Source organism: Anaerosacchariphilus hominis, assembly GCF_014290175.1.
GTDB lineage: Bacteria > Bacillota > Clostridia > Lachnospirales > Lachnospiraceae > Laedolimicola > Laedolimicola hominis.
On record NZ_JACOOR010000001.1, the window covers coordinates 1 to 21,681 of the forward strand.

Below are 21,681 nucleotides of genomic sequence, written 5' to 3' on the forward strand. Positions count from 1 at the left end.
TCCCAATGTGGCCGGTCACCCTCTCAGGTCGGCTACTGATCGTCGCCTTGGTGGGCCGTTACCTCACCAACTAGCTAATCAGACGCGGGTCCATCTCATACCACCGGAGTTTTTCACACCAGACCATGCGGTCCTGTGCGCTTATGCGGTATTAGCAGTCATTTCTAACTGTTATCCCCCTGTATGAGGCAGGTTACCCACGCGTTACTCACCCGTCCGCCACTCAGTCACAAAAATCTTCTTCCGAAGAATCAAATTTAAGTGCTTCGTTCGACTTGCATGTGTTAAGCACGCCGCCAGCGTTCATCCTGAGCCAGGATCAAACTCTCATGTTTAAGTGTTTGAATCCGGTCCAGAAATCACAACTAGCAATTTCTTTCCCGTATTACTGTTAAAAGGTGTTCGTTCTTATTTCTAAGAATCGAACTGTTCTTGAATTCATTCTCTTAGAATTTTCAAGGTTTTACACTGTTCAGTTATCAAGGTTCGCTGTGTCGCTCTCTCAAAGCGACTTGGCTATCTTATCATACTCACAATCGCTTGTCAAGTACTTTTTTATTATTTTTTCAAGTACTTTTTCGATTACTTTCTGTCAGACAACCGAGCGGAGAAGAAGGGATTTGAACCCTTGCGCCGCTATTAACGACCTACTCCCTTTCCAGGGGAGCCCCTTCGGCCAGCTTGGGTACTTCTCCAAGATGCTCGATTTCATTTCATCGATTATTTAATTGTCACCGTGTATCTTCAGTGGTGACTAACGGAGAGGGTGGGATTCGAACCCACGCACCCTTGCGGACAAACGGTTTTCAAGACCGCCTCGTTATGACCACTTCGATACCTCTCCACGCTCTGTTGCGTTTACCGCCCTTGCGTGGCGACAAACTGTATTCTAGCATCTTTGGTTTGCCGTGTCAACATATTTTTTTCATTTTTTCCTGTTTTTTTCAAAACTCTTTTAACAACGACAAAACATGCAGAATAACTGGGCCAGGCAAAAGCTTCTGCACAGCTTATCCATGCCTTCTGCCTGCCTCTGATATTCCGCCCCGTTCTGATTATAAACATTCTCAGTATAACGGAAGCTCTGAAGGGTTCTCTGATACAGCACATCACCGGGCTCCAGCTGCAGGGCCTTCTGAATCCGCTCCACTGCCAGCACAGAATTACGCAGTCCGTAATTAGCCAGGGCGCTCAGATAATACCATCTGGCATTGCGCTCCGCTCCCGGGATACCGTTCAGTACCGAATCGGCGAACTGATATTTTCCCATATTAATAAAGTCCACCGCCTGGCGGATGGTCTCGCTGTCTCCGGCCATGGACGCGGGCCGTTCCGGCCCCATCCGCATTCCCCAGAACCCGAAGAAATCCTCGAAGCTTCCGAAGCCGCCGTAGGGATCCTGGCCATAGCCCTGACCGAAGGGGCTTCCCTGCTGCTGATAGCTGCCGCCATAAGAACTCTGGCCATAAGGGTTCTGACCGTAACCGCCGCCATAGGAGCTCTGACCAAAGGGGCCCTGCTGCCGCCGATACTTTTCCGGATTATTCAGCATATCGTAGGCTTCATTAATCTCATTCATCTTCTCGGCGGCTACCGGGTCGTCCGGATGCAGATCCGGATGGTATTCCTTGGCTTTCTGTCGATAGGCCTTTTTTATTTCTTCCTTAGACGCGTCCCGGGACACGCCCAGTACTCTGTAGGGATCCTGCACCATTATGCTTTCTCCTTCCCGTGCATTTTCGCGTAATACTGCTGCCACACACCGCCGTATAAAATATTGCGGAGCAGATTCTCGTCCTGCACCAGGGGAAGCTTCTCAAAGATCTCCATGGCATTGCCCAGGGGCATCCCCAGGATCGGTTCCATCTCTTCCGGCTTCTTTTTCATCTCCGCCACCGGGTTATAGTTCCCGGTCTTCAGATCCTTTTTATAATCCATGGCCGCGTCCATCAGATAAATGAACTTACCCAGCTCTGTGCCGAACATCCGCAGGCTGTTACTCCAGAAGTCCTCTTTCCACACAAAAAGCTCCGACAGCATCTTGCCGGAACAGTTGATGGCCTGATCCACATTGGCACCCGGGGCCTTCTCGATGAAATCCAGTTCCTGAATACTATCCGCCACAGCCCTGCACTGACGGGGATAAACCTTTTCCACTTCCCGGTACGCCTTCTTCAGCCGCCCTCCATACCAGCGCTTTTCTGCTTTTTTCTCGTCCTTCCAGTCATCCAATGCCTTAAAATAGGCCAGAACCACAGTCATATCCGCTGCGTATTCTGTAAAGCAGTTCTCGACTCCGCTTCTGGGACGTAAGGGATGGAGCCCACAGCGGAATTCCCCTTTGGTCTCCCGAGGCTCATAAAGTGAAGAAAGGAACAGAATCACAAAAGTCATATCATAACTCAGGCTCATCCGTTCCAAATCTCCGTACCGCATTTTTAAATTTCTGCACAGTCCGCAGTATACGCTCTGGTAGCGCTCCTGCTCTTCTCTGGAAAGCTTTGACCGATTGCACTCTATATAGCCAAACATTCGCTCACTCCTTTACTGCTTACGGCTTCGCGAATTTTATTTTGGAATTAAAATCTCCAAACTAATCTCTTTACTATTTTGAGATCTTAACACGTATTCTGTCAATGTCAATGGCTTTCACAGTTCTTTAATATTCTTTTCTCTTTTTTTATGCCTTTACTGCACAAACCCGTCCTGCACGATATCCTGAATGACCTCCGTGGGGATGACAAACTCCACGCTGCCCATACACATGGGAGCCACGTCGCCCTCGTTGAAAACAATTACCAGCTTGCCATTCTCATTGATATAAAAAGTACTGTCCGCTGTAATGGACTGGAAATCCCACTCCGGCACCTCGCTGTCCAGCCAATAGGAAACATTCTCGTCTGCCGCCATCTGCTCCTTCATCTGTTTCCTGATGTTATTGGAAATGGGATCTATAAAGTTCGTTCCTTCTTTAAATATATCGCTTAAATTGATCATCTTGCCGGTCTGCTTGTCGATGTGGTAGATCTTCACGGTCTCCTCGCCGCTGGCCATGACCACCAGCTTATCAAAGCGGATGGAAAACAGACGATCGCTGTCAGTAATCACCTTGTAGCTCAGATCCACTTCCTGATGACCCTCGCCACCCGCAGACTCCACATCTGCCTTATACCGGTCAATGATCTCATCCGTATACTCCTGTATACTCTTATTGATGGCGTCGGTACTTTCCTGATTTACCGTGCCGTCCTCATTTTTCACTTCCACCTCCGGCACCTTCACGTTAGCAGACATATTCTCGGTGATATCCCGGTACTCTCGGAAGGTCACCACCTCCGCGATGGCTCCGATGACCGGAATCTTCGCCATGGCGTGGGCAATGCCTGCTCCGGAATTGGCCATAACGGTGATGGCGATAACTGCGGCTGCCGCGGCTCCTCCCGCAGTCTTTACAAAGACAATCATTTTATTCTTTTTCTGTTCTTTTTTCGCTTCCCGGATCCCTGCTTCTACCCGCTGGCGAAGTTCTGCAGGAATAGGGATCTCATGATATTCCTGATTCATTTTATTCAACCTTTCATCCTTCATAGAGCAGTTCTCCTTCCGATAATTCCACTTTCAGTTTCTTTAAGCTTCGGTATAGAATCGACTTTACCGTATTTGTATTCTCACGCAGAGTCCGGGCAATGTCCTCCAGCTTCTGATCTTCGAAAAACCGGAGCACCACCACCGTCCGTTCCCGCTCGTCCAGTACCTTCAATGCCTCCAGGGTGTCAAAATCCCGGTAGGTATCCTCCTTTCCGGTCTCTCCGGCCGCCTCCAGCTCCGTCTCGTTCTTTCTGCTGCGGATAAAGTCCACGGCCGTATTCATGACAATCCTCCAGAGCCAGGTCCGGATATAGCTCTCCTGCTGCACCTTTCCTGCGTTTTTTATGGCTTTATAGACGCTTTCCTGGACAATATCCAGGGCATCTTCCTGATTTCTCACATAGGTGTAGGCCAACCGGTACATAGCTTCATAGTTGTCCAGGATCTGGTCTTCCACCTGCTTCTGTAAGACTTCCGTCTTCATCCTTGGTCTCCTTTCCTGTTCTTTTTCCCTTTTTATCTGTTAGACGGCTGTTTCCGGCTAAAAGTTTCAAAGCAAAAAAATTTTTCATACAAAATTTACCCTGACAGGAAATGTCCTGTCAACGGACACTTTCTGCCAGGGTAAACGATTGCATTTTATCGGATTCTGAAACTTTAGAAGCTGTGGCCGCCGCCCGAGCTTCCGCCGGAGTCGCTTCCTCCGCCGCCTCCTCCGCCGCCGCTGAAGCCGCCGCCTCCGCCGCCGGAACCGTCGCTTTCTGATTCGGTATACGTGTAGGTCTTTGTGCAGGTCTTGGACAGCTTCAGGTCGAACTTATTCGTCTCAAAGGGTACTGTCTGCAGCTTTTCTTTATTGGCTGTCCACTTTCTGGACATCTTCAGATACAGGTAATTGAACAGGAAACCCAGGATCACCGCCAGAAACAGGTTGTTGATCCGCTGCATGGGCCGCCGGATGCTGCTGCCGGACAGGAGGCTTACGCACTGCTCAAAGGCCCGGGCCGCGCACTGGCCGTACCTCTGGGCGCTGGCCAGACGATAGATATTGTCTGTAATGGAAAGCGCGTCCCGGTTCCGAATGATGTGACGGGTGGGACCGGTGCAGTACAGGTAGATCTCCCGGTTAAACATATCGATGGTGAACATAACCGTCGGCACTTTCTTGGAACTGCCATAGTAACTGCCGCATACCTTTTCGCAGACCTTGGCAGCCTCAGAGGCCTCGTACTCGTCGGTGGTATAGAAAATGACATTGGCGTATGCGGAAATCTCTTTCATGTAACTGAGAATCTCTTCTTTATGCTGCACGTCATCCACCAGACCCGCCTTATCCTGGTAAATGATATCGTAGCCCTCTCCCTCGTAATACTCCGGCTCTTCGGAAGGCAGGACTTCCTCCGCGCTTTCTGCGTCTTCTGTATTTTCTGTGTCTTCTGTATTCTCTGTACTTTCACTGCTTCCGGTTCTTCCCGTTCCGCCTGTACTCTCCGTGGCCGCGTACACGGTTCCCGCATCCGCCTGATCGCCCGCTGTGAAACAGCCGAAAACAAGGAGCAGAAGGAGGGCTCCCACCAGGCATACTTTTCTTTTTCTGTTATACTTCACGGTGATGTCCTCCTTTATAAAGTTCAAACTGGGGCATGGGCCGGGAACAGCTTAAGTTATAATCCCGGATGATCTCCAGCAGCATCAGGATATCCACGCCAAAGGCTGCCATGACTGCTCCGTAATACCACAAATCCTCCACTGGATTCACGAAAGCCGTCACGCCCAGAAGCAGAGTTGCGAACAGACACAGCCAGTCCGCAGGCAGCGTCCGGGTCCGGTTTTTCCAGAGCTTTGCCCGCTTCGGCGTATCCTTCAGAAGAATCACGATCTGAAGGATGCAGGAAACCAGAACCAGAAAGACCTTCACTCCCTTGCTGCTCTCCATATAGGCACTGTCCCCCAAAATAACTGCGATAAAAGCTATTACAAAAATAGCGACGGGCGCTCCGAAGATACAGGCCATAATGATCCAGAATACCCGCCATTGGTCATTTTTCAGGTGCTTTTTCCGGTGGCGTTTCTTTACCTTATATTCCCGGGCGATCTCCCGGCTGTACAGGGTTTTGATGTTCCCATGCCACAGCAGGCAGAGAATCACATTAAACAGGGCTGTGATTCCCAGCATGGTTTTCGCCGTAAACATCAGATCCTGAAACAGGCTGAATACCACGAACAGCACTGCCGCCAGAATCAGGGATACCTTGGTGAACCTTTTCCGATCCACCGGCACGTCGCAGCTGATATTCTGATTCCGGCCTTCCACAGCGGCGTAGGCCACACGGTCGCCGTTCCGGTAGGACATGAACCAGACGGGCTTCAGCACATCCCCCGCGTACCGGGTCCGTACCTCAGGCTCCCGATCCGCCCGGCAGATCTCTGTACCGCTCATGCGGGCATTGAACTGATCCTCCAGGCGCTGGGCCGCCACGGACCAGGCATAGGGCTCGTAGATCTCCGGCGGCACATCCGCCGTATCCGCGTAAAAGCCGCAGAGAAAGCCCGGAGTAAAAAGCCGTCCGCCTCCCCGGTCGATCTTGTCCTGGATCCGTTCGCTCTGCTCGTCCGGAAAGGAGGAAGACGCCGCATGGGTGATATCCGTCACCTTGCCGGAAACATCCATATTCATGTCCCACTCCTTTACCGTATAAAGCCGCTTTCCCTTTTTCTTTCCGCTGTAGGTGGTCGTCTTGCCCTTCATATGATAGGCGCCCGACGCTTCCGCCTCGTAGGAATGGCAGGGTACATAGATCCCGCGGAACTCATGATCCGCCTGGGGATTCTTATATTCTTCCGGCACATAGGCGCACTTATTGACAAACTCCTGGAACCGTTTCCGGCAGTCGGTCTTGTCTATGGTGAAGGGGAAGATCCGGAAGGGCACCCGGATCTGCTCCGTCCTCTGCTGCAGAACCGCAGAAGCTCCGCAATAGCTGCAAAAACCTGCAATGGTGTGATCATTGGTATAAATCTCGCCGCCACACTGGGGACAACGGAAGGCCTGAATCTCATAGAGATCCGTCTCCGCGTCCTGTTCTTTCTTTATGGAATCCACATCGAAACGGCTGCTGCAGCTGGTACATACCAGTTTTCCCTGCCGGATATGATAGAGCAGCTCGCCGCCGCAGTTCGGGCATCCGTACATGTCTTATCCTCCTGTATTTTCATCTTTCTGTTCTCATTGTACCAAAAATTTCCGTATTCTGTACAGAAAAATTTCTGTTTTTTCTCTTTCACGCGTATACTGTTCTGATCAGCCCTCCCAAGGAGGATCCTATGGTAACTTTGAACCGTTTCCTGACGACTCTGAACCGCTTTCTCTGGGGCCTTCCCATGATCCTTCTTCTGTCCGCTGTCCATCTGTTTCTCACCTGGAAAACGGGCTTTATCCAGAAAAAGCTTCCCCTGGCCATCCGCCTCTCCCTGGCTCCCGAGTCCGGCTCGGAGGGCGATATCTCACCCTTCGGTGCCCTGTCCACAGCCCTGGCCTCCACCCTGGGTACCGGCAATATCATCGGTGTGGGAACCGCCGTGGCCCTGGGCGGCCCTGGAGCCGTCTTCTGGTGCTGGATCACCGGCGTCTTCGGCATCGCCACCACCTACGGAGAAGCCCTCATCGCCGTACGCTACCGGATCCGGGCTTCCGACGGACGGATGCTGGGCGGCGCCATGTACGCCCTGGAATACGGGCTTCACCGCCGGATCCCGGCCCTGCTCTTCGCCCTCTGCGGCGTCCTGGCTTCCTTCGGCATCGGCTGCGCCGTGCAGATCAGCGCCATTTCCGCCGTTCTGCCCCTGCCGCCCCTGGCTGTGGGTGCAGTGGCCGGGTTCCTTACCTGTCTGGTGATCTTCGGCGGCATCTCCTCGGTATCCCGGGTCTGCCAGAAGCTGGTTCCCTTTATGGCGGCCTTTTATCTCCTGGGCTGCCTGTATTTACTCTGGCATCACCGACTTTTTCTGCTTCCGGCCCTCCGTCTGATTCTGGAAAGCGCCTTTGCGCCCCGCTCTGTCTCCGGAGGGCTTGCCGGTTCCGGCATCCTGCTGGCAGCCCGCTACGGCATCGCCCGGGGACTTTTTACCAATGAAGCGGGCATGGGATCGGCTCCCATTGCGGCGGCAGCCGCCCGCTGTTCGGACCCGGTGCGTCAGGCCCTGGTGGCCTCCACGGCCACTTTCTGGGATACAGTTGTGATCTGTCTCATCACAGGACTGGTCATCGTCAGTTCTCTCCTGGCCACAGATCCCTCCACTCTCTTTTCCGGCGCGCCCCTGTCCGGAGAAGCCCTGACCCTCCGGGCCTTTACGGCCATTCCGGTGCTTGGACGGCCCCTGCTTCTTTTCAGTATCATTACCTTCGCCTACGCCACCATTCTGGGCTGGTCCTATTACGGAGAACGCTGCCTGGAATATATGGTCCGTTTCCGAAGGAGAACGGAAAAGCAGGAATTCTTCCTCTACCGTTTTTTCTGGATCCTGACCCTGGTTTTTGCGCCGGTACTGAAGCTTTCACTGGTCTTCAGTCTGGCCGATACCCTGAACGCCCTGATGGCCCTGCCTAATCTGCTGGCCCTGATTCTCCTGTCCGATGTCATTGCCCGGGACACCCATGCTTTTTTCCGAAAAGAAAAGCTTTAACTGTACACGCTTCTCCTCTTCCGCTATAATGAACTTAACGAATAAATGAGGAGGAATTTCCCATGTACGATGTCACAGTGATCGGCGCCGCCATTCTGGATGTGCTGGCCCATCCGGTCAACGTCTCGGAGCTGGACGGACGCTCCTATCCCACGGACGGTATCTCTCTGACCATAGGCGGCGACGCCGCCAATGAGGCCACCACTCTGGCAAGACTTGGCAAAAAGGTACATCTCATCACCAAGGTAGGCCGGGATATGGCCGGTCAGATTCTGTTGTCTCATTTTCAGGAAAATGGAATCTCGACGGAGGATTCCATAGTAGAAGAAGCTCTGGATACAGGAATCAATCTGGTGCTTATCGCCCCCGATGCGGAGCGCTCCTTTATCACGAACCGGAACGGAAGTCTTCGGCGGCTGGCCCTGGAGGATATCTCCCCCGAAGCTCTCGGGAAGAGCCCCCTGGTATCCTTCGCCAGTATCTTCGTGTCTCCCCTATTCGACACCGACGCCATGGAGACCCTGTTCCGCTCCATAAAAGAAAAGGGCGCAGTCCTCTGCGCCGATATGACCCGCTGTAAAAACGGAGAAACCATCCGGGATATTCAGCCTGCCCTGGCTCATTTGGACTATCTCTTTCCCAATTACGAGGAGGCGAAGGCCGTATCAGGATGGACGGAGCCCGAAGAGATCGCCGACGCCTTTCTGGAGGCGGGCGTCTCCAATATCGTCATTAAGCTGGGCGCAAAGGGCTGTTTTCTGAAAAACAGCCGGGAGGCCCTTCTGATTCCCGCCTACCCGGGGACCAACTGCGTCGATACCACCGGAGCCGGGGATAACTTTGCGGCCGGCTTCCTCTACGCCCTCTCGGAAGGCATGGAGCCCGGAGACTGCGCCCGGTTCGCCACCGCTGCCGCTTCCATCGCCGTGGAATCCGTGGGAGCCTGCACCGGCATCCGCAGTCCGGAACCTGTCCTGGAACGGTTCCACCGGCTTCAGAAGCTTTCGGCGATCTCTTAAGCGGCGTTTATCTTTTTCAACGCCTTTTTCACGCAGATCAGACAGGTGGGTGCGATATAGCAGCTGGCTGCCACCCACGCGGTCTGATCCGCGAAACAGATGGCCGTATAGCCAAAAGTTCCCACGAACCCCAGGCTTACCACGGTCCGGGCTATCATCTCCGTCACGCCGGAGAAAAAGGCCCGTCCGGAATATCCCAGTCCCTGGGTGACCATTCTGGTCACATTCAGGATCCCCAGACTCCAGTAGAAGTACCCCATACAGCGCAGGTATTTGGCCGAAGCATCCAGTACGTCCACCGCATCCCGGCTCACAAAGATCATGGACAGGGTTCTTCCCACCCCGATCATCAAAAGGCCTGCCAACAAACCATACCCCGTGGCCACCGCCACGCCCTGGGCGAGGCCTTTCCGGATCCGGCTGCCCTGACCTGCGCCCAGATTCTGGCTGCAGAATACGGAAGCCGCCGTACCGAAGGCGTCGAAGGGACAGATAGTAAACTGCTTGATCCGCATGCCCGCCGTGAAGCCGGACACGTAGACACTTCCCAGACTGTTGTTGGCCGACTGCATCACCATGCTTCCGATGGCTGTGATGGAAAACTGCAGACCCGTAGGCATTCCCATGAGTAAAAGCTCCTTCACAGCCCGGCCGTCCAGTTTCCGGTTCTCCATTGGCAGCCGCAGAAGTTCTACTTTCCGGGCGATATAAAAAAGACATAATACACCGCTGACCGCCTGGGCGGCAATGGTGGCGATGGCCGCTCCCGCGCAGCCCCAGCCCAGTACTATGATGCAGAGCAGATCGAGGCCGATATTCAGGCAGGCGGAAAAGGCCAGAAACAGAAACGGTGTCCGGCTGTCTCCCACCGCCCGCAGGATAGCGGACAGATAGTTATATAAAAGGGTAAAGGGCAGTCCCAGGAAGATCACCAGCAGATAGGAATAAGCATTCTCATAGATATCTCCGGGCACCGAAAGCACCCTCAGAATCCAGTGGCACAGCAGGACACAGGCTGTGGTCAGTACCGCCGCGATACCTGCGGTCAGTACGCCGCCGTTGAAAATATAATCCCGCATCCGTTTCCGATCCCCGGCCCCGAAATACTTGGCCACAGGGATACCAAAGCCGGCGCAGCTCCCCATACAGAAACCCAGCACCAGGAACTGTACGCTGCTGCTGGCTCCCACTCCGGCCAGAGCTTTCGTTCCCAGCACCTGGCCCACGATGGCCGCGTCGATCAGATTATAAGTCTGCTGCAGGAGATTTCCCGCCAGCAGCGGCAGGGCGAAAGCCAGCATGGACTTCAGAGGACTGCCTTTCAGCATGGAAGAAGAAGTCATTTCACATACACCTCTTTTCTTCAGGCCAACAGAATGGCCACGAGCAGGGCCGGCAGCAGATTCGCCACCTTAATGGTCCTGGGCCAGATCAGGTTGACGCCCACGCAGAAGATCAGGATATTTCCCACCATGGACAGAATCATATTCATGGATCCGGTGGTGTCCAAAGACTGTCCGCCCACGGAGGACAGTACCAGCATTTTGGAAAAAGTGCCCGCCGCTCCCAGAAACAGGACAGAAAAACCTGTGGCCTTCATAATCGTCTCCTGGTAATGTTCTTTCAGGAGGCGCTTTCCTCCGATTCCAATGATACCGCCCACAATGATTGCCAGGGCGTTGATCAGTGTTCCCAGACCTCTCATATTGTCTAAAACTCCTTTTGTCTCATTTTACTGTCCGCTCTTTCTCAGGCAGTCGCCATTTCTCTCCTGTGGATCTGCCTGCGAACCAGGAAGAAGCATACGACCTGGAGCAGGATCGTGAAGATCCAGGACACCGGATAGGAAATGAACAGCACAAACAGAGATCTCCGCAGCGGAAATATGCCGAAGATCCACACAATTCTCAAGCCCACTGTACCGATAATGGACAGCACCATGGGCACGCCGGAGCGCCCCATTCCCCGGAGGGCTCCCGGAATCAAATCCATGATACCGCAAAGGAAATAAGGAATGGTGGTAATGGAAATAATCTCCATTCCGCATTGAATCACTTCCGGCTCCTTGGTATAGATCCGCAGTATCTCAGGCCCGAACAGATAGGCTGCGCTGCCCAGGGTTCCCGCCACGGTTACGGTGATAATCACACAGTCGCTCAGCACCCGATCCATTCTTTTGAACTTCCCCACGCCGTAATTCTGGCTGGTGAAGCTCATGCAGGCCTGGGTGACGGAATTCACCGAAGCATACAGAAAGCCCAAAATATTATTGGCCGCCGTATAACCCGCCATGGCTGTGGAACCGAAGGAGTTCACCGAGGACTGCAAAAGCGCATTGGAAAAATTGATGACCACACTCTGGACTCCCGCCGGGATCCCCACCAGAAAAATCTGCTTCAAATGGGAGCTGTTGATATGAAGCTTTGAAAACCGCAGCTGATAGCTTCCCTCGGTTCGATAGAGGCAGCGCAGCACCAGCGCGCTGGAAATCAGCTGAGAAATCACTGTGGCGATGGCCACGCCCTCTACAGACATGCGGAAGACCACCACCAGGAACACGTTCAGCACCGCGTTTGTGACACCGGAGATAACCAGAAACAGTAATGGGCGTCTGGTATCTCCCACCGCCCGGAGAATGGCCGCGCCGTAATTATACAGCATGAAAAAAGGCATTCCCAGAAAATATATCCGCATATAGAGGGTGGACAGATCGATGACGTCCTCCGGCGTATCCATCAGCTCCAGGGCCGGACGCGCCAGCCCCAGTCCCACAAAAGCCATCATAACGCCGCTTATGAGGGCTATCAGAATGGCTGTATGTACCGTCTCAGACATTTCCCGGTCCCGGCCCGCCGCGTAGAACCGGGCCGCCAGCACATTGGCTCCCAGTGAAATTCCGATAAACAGGTTCGTAAAAATATTGATCAACGCTGTGGTGGAACCTACCGCTGCCAGAGCCTGGCTCCCGCTGTAGCGTCCCACCACAATAATATCCACCGCATTGAACATCAGCTGCAAAATTCCCGAAACCATCAATGGCACGGAAAATGTGATCAACTTGTCCATAAGGGAACCGTTGCACATATCGATTTCGTATTTGCTGCTTTTCACTTTTTATAACTCCCTTCTTTCTCGTATCGTATCAAATGCTATTACTATTACTATAGCGGTACGGAGAAAGAATTTCAATTATCATTTTTTCTTCCGTAATCTATTGTCTCTTATACCCTGCACAAACATACTTTTGCAGAGATCAAAAAAGAGACTCCTACTGCGTCTGCAGTAAAAGTCTCGCTATTCTCTTTCCCCTACCGTCTCCGCAGAAATGTCTCCGCGATCTCCAGATCCTCCGGGGTCGTGATCTTAATGTTCTCATAGCTTCCCTCTACCAGCTTCACTTTCGTGTCCGTAAAGGCTTCTACAATCATGGCATCGTCTGTGGCGTCTGTACGTCCGCTTTTTTCCAGCTCCGCGTATGCCTGGTGAGCCAGGCGGAAGTCGAAGACCTGGGGAGTCTGAATATTCCAGACCAGGCTCCGGGCAGGTGTGGTACGGACAAAGCCTTCCGCATCCGCTATCTTCACTGTATCTTTGGACGGCATTCCCACCACGCAGGCATGATGCTCTTCCACTGCGTCGTAAGCCCGGCGCAGGATCTCTTCATGGATAAAAGGACGCACTCCGTCGTGAATGAACACAAAACCGTCCTTTTCTTCCTCCGTCAGCTTCCGCTCCAGGGTCTGAAGGCCATTCCAGACAGAGGCGTAGCGCTCCGCGCCGCCCGCTATCACGTCTGTGACCTTATCAAACTGGTACTTTTCTACGATCTCTTCTTTTACATAGGAAATCTCCGTCTCCCCGGTCACCAGAATCATTCGCTCCACCAAGGGGGAATCCTGAAAGGCCTGCAGGGAATAATACAGAATCGGATGTCCCTTCAGCTCCAGGAACTGCTTATGTATGCTGCTTCCCATCCGTTTTCCCTGGCCTGCCGCCAGAACGATGGCGGTACAGTATTTTTTTTTCATCTTATCTCTCTCCCAGCTTCAGGTTCGGCACTGCGTTCAGATCCAGGCCGTCCCTTTTTCCGGCAATAAATTCATAGTAGGCTGCCGATCCAATCATGGCCGCATTGTCAGTGCAGAAGATAGGGGACGGGTGATAGAACTCCATATGCCGCTCCGCGCAGGCCTTTTCAAAGGCTGCCCTCAGCGCGGAGTTGGATGCAACACCTCCGGCGATGGCGAACTTGTTCAGGCCGCTTTCCTTTACCGCAATCATGGCATGCTCCACCAACACGTCGCATACTGCCTTCTGGAAGGAAGCCGCCACATCCGCCCGGTTCACTTCGATGCCCTTCATCTGACAGCCGTTCAGGTAATTCAGCACCGCGGACTTCAGGCCGCTGAAGCTGAAGTCGTAGGGAGAATCCTCAAACCTGGGCCGCGGGAAGGAAATGGCTTCCGGATCGCCCTCCTTTGCCAGCTTATCGATCTTCGGTCCGCCGGGATATCCCAGCCCGATGGCACGGGCCACCTTGTCAAAGGCCTCTCCTGCCGCGTCATCCCGGGTCCGTCCCAGAATCTCGTATTTTCCGTAATCCCGTACCACCACCAGATGGGTGTGCCCGCCGGATACCACCAGACACACGAAGGGCGGCTCCAAATCCGGATTCTCGATATAGTTGGCGGAAATATGTCCCTCGATATGATGGACGCCCACCAGCGGCAGCTTTTTTGCGTAGCTGATGGCCTTGGCCTCGGCCACGCCCACCAGAAGGGCCCCCACCAGGCCGGGACCGTAGGTGACACCGATGGCGTCCAGATCGTCCAGGGTCATGCCTGCCGTGTCCAGGGCCTCCTGAATCACCTGATTGATACGCTCGATATGCTTCCGGGACGCGATCTCGGGAACCACGCCGCCGTATAAGGTATGCAGATCGATCTGGGAAGAAATTACATTTGACAGCACGACGCGGCCATTTTTTACCACAGACGCCGCGGTCTCGTCACAGGAGCTTTCGATTCCCAGAATGTAAATATCTTTTTCCGTACTCATTTTTCCTCATCCTCAAAATCCAGTTCGATGGATTTTCTGTCCTTTCCTGCCACAGCGCGCGGAAAGATCCGGCGCACCTCGTTCATATATTCCTCCGGCCGCGTCAGCGACGGACTGTAATGGGTCAGCCACATTTCCTTCACATCCGCCTCTTTCGCCAGTCTGGCCGCTTCGTAAAATGTCATATGTTTATTTGCCACTGCCTTGGCCTGCTTGTCCTTCTCACCGTACATGCCCTCGCAGATAAAAAGATCCGCTCCCACCGCGTTGGCCGCAATGGAGGCTGTAGGCCGGGTATCCGTACAGTAGACCAGCTTGATTCCCTTTCGCGGAGCGCCCATGACCATGTCCGGCGTATATACCTTTCCGTCTGCTTCCACGGTCTCGCCTTTTTGCAGCCGATTCCAGAAGTTCTTCGGGATCCCAAGCTCCAGGGCCCGTTCCAGCTGGAACTTTCCGGCCCGGTCGATCTCCAGGGAGTAGCCGTAACAGGTCACGTTATGATTTACCCGGAAGGCCTTGATCCGATAACCGCCGATGGAGAGCTCTTCTTCCGCCTTGGTCAACTCGATAAAATGAATGGGGAAAGGCAGCTCCGGCGCAATGACGCGAAGAGCTGTCACTACCCGCTCCAGGCCCTTTGGCCCGATGAGAGTCAGCGGTTCCGTGCGTTCCGCATTTCCCATGGTGAGCAGAAGGCCCGGCAGTCCGCTGATGTGATCCCCGTGAAAATGGGTAAAGCAGATCACATTGATGGGTTTAAAGCTCCAGCCCTTTTCCTTGATGGCGATCTGCGTTCCCTCTCCGCAGTCGATGAGAAGGCTGCTTCCGTTATATCTCGTCATCAGCGCTGTCAGCCAGCGATAGGGCAGCGGCATCATACCGCCGCTTCCAAGTAAACATACATCTAACATTCCTGTCTCCTATAACCACTCTGTTTTTTCCGTTCTGGTCAGGGGCACCGTGAAGCTTTTTGTAATTCTGTCGTAACAGCTCTCGCAGAGGTGGAACTCATCCACGTCCCCATCCTTATCCGACAGATATCCCCACGCCTGCCGCACGGAGCACACGTCCTCCGCGGGCATCCCCTGCCTTACGGCAATGATTTTTCCGCAGCCGTTGCAGATGATTCTGTCCGGTTTTTCTGTTTTCTTTTCTATCTGTTCCTGATACTCACGCATTTGTATTCCTCCCTGTGCGGGCGGTTATCCGCCATCTATGATGTGTTTCCTGCGTGAATATTGTACCTGAAATCCGGTGCCTCTCCCAGTGGGAATTGCTGTCACCGCTTCCACATAATACAGGCGTCCTCCCGGGGCTTCTCATAAAAGTTCTTCCGGATGCCTGCGCTCTCAAAACCCAGCTTCCCGTAAAGGCGGATGGCGGTCTCATTACTCACGCGCACCTCCAGGGTGTAAGCCTCGATGCCTTCCGAAGCTCCGATCCGGAACAGCTCCCGTAAAAGTGCCTCGCCGATGCCTCTGCCACGCAACTTCCGCCGAACCGCCACATTGGTGATCTCACCCTCCTCCAGGGAACGGTAACAGCAGCAGTAGCCGCTGATCTCCCCTTCCGTCTCTGCCACCAGAAACAGAGTGTGAGGCAGAACCAGACTTTCCAGGAAGGACTGCTCCGACCAGGGCGGCGAAATGGCTTCCCGCTCGATGGCCGCCACCTGCGGTACGTCCTCTTCCTTCATGAGGCGGATCTCACAGGCTGTCATGCCGGTTCCCCGCTTCCGTCCTGCTCCTTTTCCAGTCGCTCCTGCTGTTCCTTTTCCAGCCGTTCCCTCTCTGCCTGGGACAGGCGCAGATAATCTGGTCGGTGCTCTGCAGCGCTTTCTGTCTTTCCTGCGCGGACATAGGATACAGCCAGCATGGCCACAGCTCCCGCTCTCTGCTTGTTCACATGGGCCGGTGCAAAGGAGAAGGGAACATCCTTCATCAGTTCTTCCGTCAGTCTCTGGCGGAATACCGGCACGCCGTCGCCCAGGAAAATCACCTCTCTGCCAAGCTCACACAGCTTCTGCGCGATCTCTTCGATACCCACGGCCATCTGGGGCTCCAAAGCCACCAATTCTTCTCCCCGGAACTCGTAGATTCCGGTATACACCTGATTCCGTCTGGCGTCCATCAACGGACAGATGATCTTGTCCGTGCCATAGAGATTATAAGCCAGCGCGTCCACCGTGGGAATGTGTACCAGGGGCTTATTCAGCGCCAGCCCCAGTCCCTTGGCCGTGGCGGAGCCGATCCGCAGACCTGTAAAGGAACCCGGTCCCCCCGCCACCGCGATGGCGTCGATGGTATTCAGATCCAGCTCCGTCATCTGGGCAATGGCGTCCAGCATGGGAAGCAGGGTCTGGGAATGTGTTTTTTTATAGTTTACGGTATATTCCGCCACCAGATTGCTGTTCACACCGTCATCCTCTACCACGGCCACGGATGCCACCAGTCCGGAACTATCCAGTCCCAATATCTTCATTTTACTTCTCCTCCACGGTTATTTTTCGATAATCAAAGCCCTTTTCCAGATCCTTTTCGATGCGGACCGCGATCCGGTTCTCCGGGAGCAGTTCCTCGATCAGCTCCGCCCACTCAATCAGGCAGACGCCCTCTCCGTAAAAGTAATCCTCATAACCGATCTCATCCATTTCCTCGATATCGCCGATGCGGTACACGTCAAAATGATAAAAGGGAAGCCGTCCCTCCCCATACTCCTGCACAATGGTAAAGGTGGGACTGTTCACATGCTCTTTCACGCCCAGCCCTCTGGCGAAGCCCTGGGTGAATACAGTCTTTCCCACGCCCAGGTCTCCGGTGAGGGTATACACCTGTCCTGCGGCTGCCTCCCGCCCCAGCTTTTCACCCAGCGCTCTGGTCTCCTGTTCCGAAAATGTCTCTGTTATCATCGATTTACCTCGTTATTTTAAAAACTACACTTTATTATAGAAACAATCCATTCCTATTATAAGAGCCCCGCAGAATCTGCGGGGCTCTCTTTTTCCTTGTATACAGCCGTTTTCTGCGGCTTATATTATAGCATTTCCTATTTCTGCTGTCTACCGGGAAAATCTCAGTGCTTCTTCAGAATCGGACTGATGTGCTTGTACAGCAGCATAGTCACTGCGGATACCAGGAGGCCCTTCAGAATATTAAAGGGTACTACCGCAAAGAATACCAGTGTCCAGACGCTGTGGATGCTGCTGTTTACCGCGGTTCCCATGGAAATGATGGCGTCCATGGGCATGCCGAACAGTTCCGAGAACTTCGGCAGCAGATAGAGGGCGTTGAAACCGCTTCCGAATACGGTCATAACCGCAGTTCCCAGAATCAGTCCCAGGATGGCGGTCTTTTTACTCTTCTTCGCGTAATATGCGATGGAGGCCGGAAGCACCAGGCTGCAGCCCACCACGAAATTGGCGAAGTCGCCCACAAAGGCGGTGGTGGTTCCCTTCAGCACCAGCTTCAGCAGTACCTTACAGAGCTCCGCCGCCACACCGGCCACCGGGCCCATGGCAAAGGCGCAGATCATAACCGGAATCTCGCTGAAATCCAGCTCGTAGAAGCTGGGCGCGAACCACAGAGGCAGCTCAAAGAGCATCAGTACAACGGCAATGGCCGAGAATACGCCCACCAGAGCCACCCGGCGGGCCGGGGAGTTGGTTCTGGGCATGGAGTTCTTTTTCCGCAGCGCCTTTTCGGTCACGCTGGCCACCACGAAGATGGCCACCACGATCAGCAGGCAGACCAGCAAAAATGTGAGATTGTCCTTGATACTTTGAATCAGATTTGGCATGTTACAGTTCTCCTTTCATCTTATACGCCCATGCCTTTTGGGCATATAGGTGCACCCGTAGGGTGTTTCTTCTGTTTGCCCATGCCTTTTGGGCATCCAGGTACACCCCTATGGGTATTTCAAAATTATTATTTTAGAAAGGATAATTCTCCATAAAAAAGAATGTGCCGTTGGCACATTCTCGCGCCGAGGTGCGGTTGCCTTGGCAACCATCTACCACTGCGCCGAGTGCGCATCTTTGCAAGCTCTGCTTGCTTTTATGTAATAGGGGATTCCATAGGAATTTCCTATTACATAAAAAATCCCTGAATGCAACTGCACTCAGGGCCGGAAAGCAAAGCAAATAAAATATGCCTCGTTTTTCTTCTCTCATCCAGACTCTACTGTCGGTATCGGAATCTCACCGATTCAGCCTTACGGCTCGCGGACTTTACCGCCGGTCGGGAATCTCACCCTGCCCTGAAGAATTACCATATTCTACGGTGTATTATAGTCCTGCTTTTTCCATTCTGCAAGATCTTTTTTATTTTTCTTTCTGAACCTATTGACAATCCTCTATTAATGTGGTTAAATCAACACATGAACACTTAAACATATATAAATATATTTTAAAGGAGATAGATACTATGGCTGATATAGAGAAGGAGAAACTAAATTCCGTATCCGGGCATGAGGAGCACGAGCACTGCGGCTGCGGTTGTGAGCACGACCATGGACATGAGGAGCATACGCATCATCACCACGACCATGATCACGGCGATTCCTGCGGCTGTGGTCACGACCATGGACATGAGGAGCATGCGCATCATCACCACGACCATGATCACGGCGATTCCTGCGGCTGTGGTCACGACCATGGACATGAGGAGCATGCGCATCATCACCACGACCATGATCACGGCGATTCCTGCGGCTGTGGTCACGACCATGGACATGAGGAGCATGCGCATCATCACCACGACCATGATCACGGCGATTCCTGCGGCTGTGGTCACGACCATGAACATGAGGAACATGAGCATCATCACCACGACCATGAGCACGGCGATTCCTGCGGCTGCGGCCACGATCACGGTCACGAGCACAGCGCCAATGCCCGCCGCGAGGTCTACATCGTGGAGAATCTGGGCTGCGCGCACTGCGCTTCCAAGATGGAAGAGAAAATCAATGCTCTGCCCGGCGTAGAGGAAGCCACCATCACCTTCGCCACCAAGCAGCTTCGCGTCCTGGCCGCTGATCCGGACGCACTGCTTCCGGAAATGCAGCGTATCTGCTCTTCTGTCGAGGCTGAAGTAAAGCTTGTTCCAAAGACAGTCAACGCATCTGCCAAGACGAAGGTATACATCATCGACGGTCTGGACTGCGCCCACTGCGCGGCTAAGGTCGAGGAACGTATCAACCAGGTTCCCGGCGTGGAAAAAGCCGTTCTGACCTACGCTACCAAGCAGCTCCGTATCACCGCTGAGAATCCGGACGCCCTCATCGACGAGATCCGCCGTGTCAGCACAGCCCTGGAGCCGGAGGTCACCATCGCAGAGCGCGACCCGTCCCCGAAATCTGTTGCCAGGGACGCCGCTGCACAGTCTGCCAGGGAAGAAGAGAAAAAGAAAGAACGCAAGGAGCTCATTTCCATTATCATCGGCGCGGTTCTCTTTGTAGTCGGTGAGATTTTAAGCCATACCGGTGCTGCTGCCGCCGTAACACTGCCCGTATTTGTCATCGGTTATCTGATTCTGGGCGCAGGCGTCCTGGTAACTGCTGCCAAGAACATTTCCCATGGTCAGGTCTTCGACGAGAACTTCCTGATGAGCATCGCCACACTGGGCGCATTTGCCATCGGCATGTATCCCGAGGCCATGGGCGTTATGCTCTTCTACCGCATCGGTGAGTTCTTCGAGCACAAGGCTGTAGAACGAAGCCGCGGGCAGATCATGGACGCTGTGGATATGCGTCCTGAGGTGGTCAATCTGGTACAGGGCGACGATATCAAAGTCATCCCGGCTGAGAGCGCCAAGGTGGGCGACGTCCTGGTGATCCGCCCGGGCGACCGTATTCCGCTGGATGGCGTGATTCTTGAGGGCGAAAGCCGTCTGGATACCTCACCGATTACCGGCGAGCCGGTTCCGGTGGCTGTAAAGGCCGGTGACGATATCACCTCCGGCTGTGTCAATACCTCCGGTCAGCTGAAAATCCGCGTGGAGAAGCCGCTGTCCGAATCTATGGTAACCCGTATCCTGGATTCCGTAGAGAACGCAGCCGCAAGCAAGCCGAAGATTGACCGCTTTATTACCCGGTTCTCCAAGGTTTACACTCCCATCGTTGTAACCCTGGCTCTGGTAACTGCCATTATTCCGTCTCTGGTGACCGGCAACTGGCATCAGTGGATTTATACCGCGATTACTTTCCTGGTTATGAGCTGCCCCTGCGCCCTGGTGCTTAGCGTACCGCTGGCATTCTTCTCCGGTATCGGCGCAGGCTCCAAGAAGGGTATCCTGTTCAAGGGCGGCGTGGCTATGGAGGCTCTGAGCAATCTGGGCGCTGTGGTCATGGATAAGACCGGTACCGTGACCGAGGGTAACTTCAAGCTCCAAAACATCGTTTCCACCGGATCCATTTCCGCAGATGAGCTGCTACGCATCACTGCAAGCTGCGAACAGTTCTCCACACATCCCATCGCTGTCAGTATCATAACCGCTGCACAGGAAAAGGGAATCTCTCTTGAGAAGCCTGCTTCTCTGGAGGAAATCGCAGGCCACGGTATCTCCGCTTCTCTGGCGGCAGGCAAAGTACTCTGCGGTAATCAGAAGCTGATGGATGAAAATGGAGTAGCTTTTGACTCTGCTCCCATCGACGTGGGCTACGGCTCTGAAGTATTCCTGGCCGTGGACGGCAAGCTGGCCGGATATCTGGTTATCTCCGATACTCTGAAGGCTGACGCGAAATCTGCCATTGCACGTCTGAAGAAAATGGGCCTTCGTACTGTTATGCTCACCGGCGACGCGCAGGAGAGCGCCGAGGCTGTGGCAAAGATGGCTGGCATCGACGAGGTTCACGCAAAGCTTCTTCCCCAGGATAAGCTGAGTATTATGACCAAGCTTCGGGAGCAGAACGGCAACGTAATGTTCGTGGGCGACGGTATCAACGACGCTCCGGTTCTGGCCGGCGCGGATGTGGGCGCGGCTATGGGAAGCGGCGCGGACGCGGCTATTGAGGCGGCTGACGCGGTATTCATGACTTCCAGCATGGAGTCTGTACCGACGGCTATCTCCATCGCCCGCAGCACCAACCGTATCGCGGTTCAGAATGTGGTATTCGCTCTGATTATCAAGATTGCGGTTATGATTCTGGGTCTGACCGGACACCCGAATATGTGGCTGGCTGTATTCGCCGACACGGGTGTGGCTATGCTGTGCGTACTGAATTCCATCCGGATTTTGTACAAGAAATAACATCATCAGAAACATAAAACAAACGGCAGCCCACTGTCGGGATAAAGTTTCATTTTTATCCCGACAGTGGGCTGCCGTTTTGCCAA

The 21,681-nt window shown here is 53.7% G+C and carries 20 protein-coding genes, 2 tRNA genes, 1 rRNA gene and 1 riboswitch; of the genes, 3 read left to right on the forward strand and 20 right to left on the reverse strand.

Annotated elements, in window-relative coordinates; genetic code table 11:
* The 9 genes from H8S44_RS00005 to H8S44_RS00045 form a co-directional block, all read right to left on the reverse strand.
* Positions 1-335 (reverse strand): 16S ribosomal RNA (locus H8S44_RS00005); the annotation flags it as partial.
* A 270-nt stretch (positions 336-605) separates the two neighbouring features.
* Positions 606-695, reverse strand: a tRNA-Ser gene (locus tag H8S44_RS00010).
* A gap of 63 nt (positions 696-758) precedes the next feature.
* Positions 759-844 (reverse strand) — tRNA-Ser (locus tag H8S44_RS00015).
* 111 nt (positions 845-955) lie between these two features.
* Positions 956-1,714: a DnaJ domain-containing protein gene (locus tag H8S44_RS00020; protein ID WP_186872996.1), complete on the reverse strand. Its 759-nt coding sequence runs from the start codon at positions 1,712-1,714 to the stop codon at positions 956-958.
* On the reverse strand, positions 1,714-2,532 hold the full coding sequence (locus H8S44_RS00025) for a DUF5685 family protein (RefSeq protein WP_186872995.1): 819 nt from the start codon (positions 2,530-2,532) through the stop codon (positions 1,714-1,716). The genes H8S44_RS00020 and H8S44_RS00025 overlap by 1 nt, the downstream gene beginning before the upstream one ends.
* A gap of 156 nt (positions 2,533-2,688) precedes the next feature.
* Complete coding sequence (locus tag H8S44_RS00030; protein ID WP_186872994.1) at positions 2,689-3,588, reverse strand: DUF3298 and DUF4163 domain-containing protein; 900 nt, start codon at positions 3,586-3,588, stop codon at positions 2,689-2,691.
* On the reverse strand, positions 3,578-4,072 hold the full coding sequence (locus tag H8S44_RS00035) for a sigma-70 family RNA polymerase sigma factor (RefSeq protein WP_186872993.1): 495 nt from the start codon (positions 4,070-4,072) through the stop codon (positions 3,578-3,580). Before H8S44_RS00035 ends, H8S44_RS00030 begins: the two co-directional genes overlap by 11 nt.
* 173 nt (positions 4,073-4,245) lie before the next feature.
* Positions 4,246-5,196, reverse strand: coding sequence for a hypothetical protein (locus H8S44_RS00040; protein WP_186872992.1), 951 nt, complete (start codon positions 5,194-5,196; stop codon positions 4,246-4,248).
* Entirely contained in the window at positions 5,186-6,781 is a 1,596-nt protein-coding gene (locus H8S44_RS00045) for a hypothetical protein (protein ID WP_186872991.1), read from the reverse strand. Before H8S44_RS00045 ends, H8S44_RS00040 begins: the two co-directional genes overlap by 11 nt.
* A gap of 131 nt (positions 6,782-6,912) precedes the next feature.
* On the opposite strand from H8S44_RS00045, the gene H8S44_RS00050 reads away from it, so the two are divergent.
* Both H8S44_RS00050 and H8S44_RS00055 read left to right on the forward strand, forming a co-directional pair.
* Positions 6,913-8,271 (forward strand): alanine/glycine:cation symporter family protein, encoded by a 1,359-nt coding sequence (locus H8S44_RS00050; protein WP_186872990.1) that lies wholly within the window; start codon positions 6,913-6,915, stop codon positions 8,269-8,271.
* A 62-nt stretch (positions 8,272-8,333) separates the two neighbouring features.
* Positions 8,334-9,290: a carbohydrate kinase family protein gene (locus H8S44_RS00055; RefSeq protein WP_186872989.1), complete on the forward strand. Its 957-nt coding sequence runs from the start codon at positions 8,334-8,336 to the stop codon at positions 9,288-9,290.
* On the opposite strand, the gene H8S44_RS00060 is transcribed toward H8S44_RS00055, so the two are convergent.
* The 11 genes from H8S44_RS00060 to H8S44_RS00110 all read right to left on the reverse strand — a co-directional run bounded on the left by H8S44_RS00060 (position 9,287) and on the right by H8S44_RS00110 (position 18,146).
* Entirely contained in the window at positions 9,287-10,633 is a 1,347-nt protein-coding gene (locus tag H8S44_RS00060; protein WP_243167430.1) for an MATE family efflux transporter, read from the reverse strand. The two genes, H8S44_RS00055 and H8S44_RS00060, sit on opposite strands and share 4 nt — an antisense overlap.
* A gap of 20 nt (positions 10,634-10,653) precedes the next feature.
* Positions 10,654-10,995, reverse strand: a complete 342-nt coding sequence (locus H8S44_RS00065) for a DUF554 family protein (RefSeq protein ID WP_186872988.1) — start codon at positions 10,993-10,995, stop codon at positions 10,654-10,656.
* 44 nt (positions 10,996-11,039) lie between these two features.
* Positions 11,040-12,374 carry an MATE family efflux transporter gene (locus H8S44_RS00070; RefSeq protein WP_186873022.1) on the reverse strand — a complete coding sequence of 445 codons (1,335 nt, stop codon included), beginning with the start codon at positions 12,372-12,374 and terminating at the stop codon, positions 11,040-11,042.
* Positions 12,375-12,598: 224 nt separating this feature from the next.
* A complete protein-coding gene (ispD, locus tag H8S44_RS00075) occupies positions 12,599-13,318 on the reverse strand; it encodes a 2-C-methyl-D-erythritol 4-phosphate cytidylyltransferase (protein ID WP_186872987.1) in 720 nt (239 codons plus the stop codon).
* Between the two features lies 1 nt (position 13,319).
* Positions 13,320-14,348, reverse strand: a complete 1,029-nt coding sequence (tsaD, locus tag H8S44_RS00080; protein ID WP_186872986.1) for a tRNA (adenosine(37)-N6)-threonylcarbamoyltransferase complex transferase subunit TsaD — start codon at positions 14,346-14,348, stop codon at positions 13,320-13,322.
* Positions 14,345-15,262: a ribonuclease Z gene (locus H8S44_RS00085; protein ID WP_186872985.1), complete on the reverse strand. Its 918-nt coding sequence runs from the start codon at positions 15,260-15,262 to the stop codon at positions 14,345-14,347. The genes tsaD and H8S44_RS00085 overlap by 4 nt, the downstream gene beginning before the upstream one ends.
* Positions 15,263-15,271: 9 nt before the next feature.
* On the reverse strand, positions 15,272-15,529 hold the full coding sequence (locus H8S44_RS00090) for a hypothetical protein (protein ID WP_186872984.1): 258 nt from the start codon (positions 15,527-15,529) through the stop codon (positions 15,272-15,274).
* Between the two features lie 101 nt (positions 15,530-15,630).
* On the reverse strand, positions 15,631-16,071 hold the full coding sequence (rimI, locus tag H8S44_RS00095; protein WP_186872983.1) for a ribosomal protein S18-alanine N-acetyltransferase: 441 nt from the start codon (positions 16,069-16,071) through the stop codon (positions 15,631-15,633).
* Entirely contained in the window at positions 16,068-16,832 is a 765-nt protein-coding gene (tsaB, locus tag H8S44_RS00100; RefSeq protein WP_186872982.1) for a tRNA (adenosine(37)-N6)-threonylcarbamoyltransferase complex dimerization subunit type 1 TsaB, read from the reverse strand. Before tsaB ends, rimI begins: the two co-directional genes overlap by 4 nt.
* 1 nt (position 16,833) lies before the next feature.
* On the reverse strand, positions 16,834-17,259 hold the full coding sequence (tsaE, locus tag H8S44_RS00105; RefSeq protein WP_186872981.1) for a tRNA (adenosine(37)-N6)-threonylcarbamoyltransferase complex ATPase subunit type 1 TsaE: 426 nt from the start codon (positions 17,257-17,259) through the stop codon (positions 16,834-16,836).
* Positions 17,260-17,423: 164 nt separating this feature from the next.
* Positions 17,424-18,146, reverse strand: coding sequence for an ECF transporter S component (locus tag H8S44_RS00110; protein ID WP_186872980.1), 723 nt, complete (start codon positions 18,144-18,146; stop codon positions 17,424-17,426).
* Between the two features lie 357 nt (positions 18,147-18,503).
* Positions 18,504-18,617, reverse strand: a riboswitch (FMN riboswitch).
* A 155-nt stretch (positions 18,618-18,772) separates the two neighbouring features.
* Here H8S44_RS00110 and H8S44_RS00115 point away from each other — a divergent pair.
* Positions 18,773-21,595, forward strand: a complete 2,823-nt coding sequence (locus H8S44_RS00115; protein ID WP_186872979.1) for a heavy metal translocating P-type ATPase — start codon at positions 18,773-18,775, stop codon at positions 21,593-21,595.
* The last annotated feature ends 86 nt before the right edge of the window (positions 21,596-21,681 follow it).